This is a genomic window from Corynebacterium sp. HMSC076G08 (assembly GCF_001811515.1).
Taxonomy (GTDB): Bacteria; Actinomycetota; Actinomycetes; order Mycobacteriales; family Mycobacteriaceae; genus Corynebacterium; species Corynebacterium hiratae.
On record NZ_KV805084.1, the window covers coordinates 1 to 1,797 of the forward strand.

Sequence of the window (1,797 nt, forward strand, 5' to 3'; positions counted from 1 at the left end):
ACCGGCGTAACAATAGGGTGTACCCCAGGTGCCCCTACCAGCGCCCGCAGTTGAAGGCTTCACCTACCAAATGGTAAAGTTAGCTATATGCGAACCAGTCAGCGCTCCGAGATCCTGGAAGCTGCCCTCCGCGTCATGAACGCAGCGGAGGGTGGCGACATTACCCTTGACGCAGTGGCCCACGAGGCCGGGCTCACCAAACCGGGATTGCTATATCACTTCCGCAACCGCGACGTACTGCTCGCCGCGATCGTCGACCACGCTGCGGCCAACGTCGAGAACGACATGACTGCCACCCTTGGCAAGCCCCTCGAGAACGCCAACGCCACCGAGCGGCTCCTGAGCTACGTTCACGTCGCCGCCCACGGGGCCGCCAAGCGCGCCGAGTTCATCATCTGGGGCCAAGCGACGTATCGGCCCGAACTCACCGAACCGTGGACTACGCGGATGGGCCGCTGGCTCGAACTCCCGGACGATCTCGACGCCGCCACCCGAGCCAGGCTGACCACCGCCCGACTCGCCGCCGACGGACTCTGGGGCGCCCAGGCCACAGGTGTGTCCACCCTCCACGGCGCGGATCTCGAAGCCGTCGTCTCCAGCATTCGCTCCCTGATCGAAGGAACAACCCCATGAAGCAGTGGTTCCTGCTCGCTGGCGCCATCACTACCGAAGTGGCGGCGACGCTGTCTCTCAAGGCGGCGCTCAATCACCCATCCTGGTACATCGTGGTTGCTGCCGGATACATCGGCACTTTCGTCTTCCTCACCTTCTGCCTGCGCGAAGGAATGCAGATCGGCGTCGCCTATGGCATCTGGGGAGCCAGCGGGGTCGTGCTCGCCGCCGTGCTATCCGCCGCGATTTTCGGTGAACCTCTGACCGCTGTGATGGGTCTTGGAATGGTTGCGATCATCAGCGGTGTCCTCACCGTCGAACTCGGCTCCCAGAAAGCTCAGCAAACCGCAGCCCAGGAAGCAGGAGTCAACTCATGAGATGGATCTTCCTCGCAGGCGCCATCTTGTCCGAAGTCGTCGCGACCATGTCGCTACGAGCCTCCGACGGTGGCCGGGTGAAGAAATGGTTCATCGGCGTCATCGCGGGGTATCTCGTGGCGTTCGTCGCCTTAAGTCTCGCCTTGGCCGACGGCATGGCCCTTGGCGTCGCCTACGGCATCTGGGCAGCATCCGGCGTAGCTCTCACCGCGATCCTCGCCCGGGTCATCTTCCACGAACCCCTCACCCGAACCATGGCCCTCGGCATCCTCCTCATCGCCGTCGGAGTTCTCACCGTTGAACTCGGCGCCAACTTGGCGAACTGACGCATTTCCGCAGGTAAACCAGGCAGATTGGTGTGCTGCACCACGAGGCGCACAGACAAAGGCTCCCCAATGAGCGCCTGTGGGCCTAGCGTTGTGGATGTGATCACCTGTGTCGTCCACTACACCATCGACCCCGACCAGATCGCAGCCTTTGAACAGTTCGCCCGCGCTTGGATGCGGCATGTCGACGAACACGGCGGCACCCACCACGGGTACTACCTACCCGCGGAAGGTGTGAGTGACCGTGCGGAATCCCTGTTCAGCTTCCCCAGCCTGGCTGCCTACGAGCAGTACCGCACCTTGTTCGGCACCCACTCGGACTTCATCGCCGCTGACCGGATTCGAGACGAGTCCGAGTGCGTCCTGCGGTACGAGCGCACCTTCATGCGGCCGCTCCTACCCCAGGGACACTGAAAGGGACTCCGGCAGCACGCTCGGCACAACCCACAACGCCGCAGGTCAGCGCGTACAGATGGGTGTAC

Annotated in this window: 4 protein-coding genes; all 4 read left to right on the top strand. The window is 63.2% G+C overall.

Annotated elements, in window-relative coordinates:
• Positions 1-87: 87 nt before the first annotated feature.
• Positions 88-633: a TetR/AcrR family transcriptional regulator gene (locus tag HMPREF2806_RS11805; RefSeq protein ID WP_034666346.1), complete on the top strand. Its 546-nt coding sequence runs from the start codon at positions 88-90 to the stop codon at positions 631-633.
• Positions 630-989 (top strand): DMT family transporter, encoded by a 360-nt coding sequence (locus tag HMPREF2806_RS11810; RefSeq protein ID WP_048733039.1) that lies wholly within the window; start codon positions 630-632, stop codon positions 987-989. Before HMPREF2806_RS11805 ends, HMPREF2806_RS11810 begins: the two co-directional genes overlap by 4 nt.
• Positions 986-1,315, top strand: a complete 330-nt coding sequence (locus tag HMPREF2806_RS11815) for a DMT family transporter (RefSeq protein WP_003849969.1) — start codon at positions 986-988, stop codon at positions 1,313-1,315. The genes HMPREF2806_RS11810 and HMPREF2806_RS11815 overlap by 4 nt, the downstream gene beginning before the upstream one ends.
• Positions 1,316-1,414: 99 nt before the next feature.
• Entirely contained in the window at positions 1,415-1,729 is a 315-nt protein-coding gene (locus HMPREF2806_RS11820) for an NIPSNAP family protein (RefSeq protein WP_174232238.1), read from the top strand.
• Positions 1,730-1,797 lie beyond the last annotated feature (68 nt).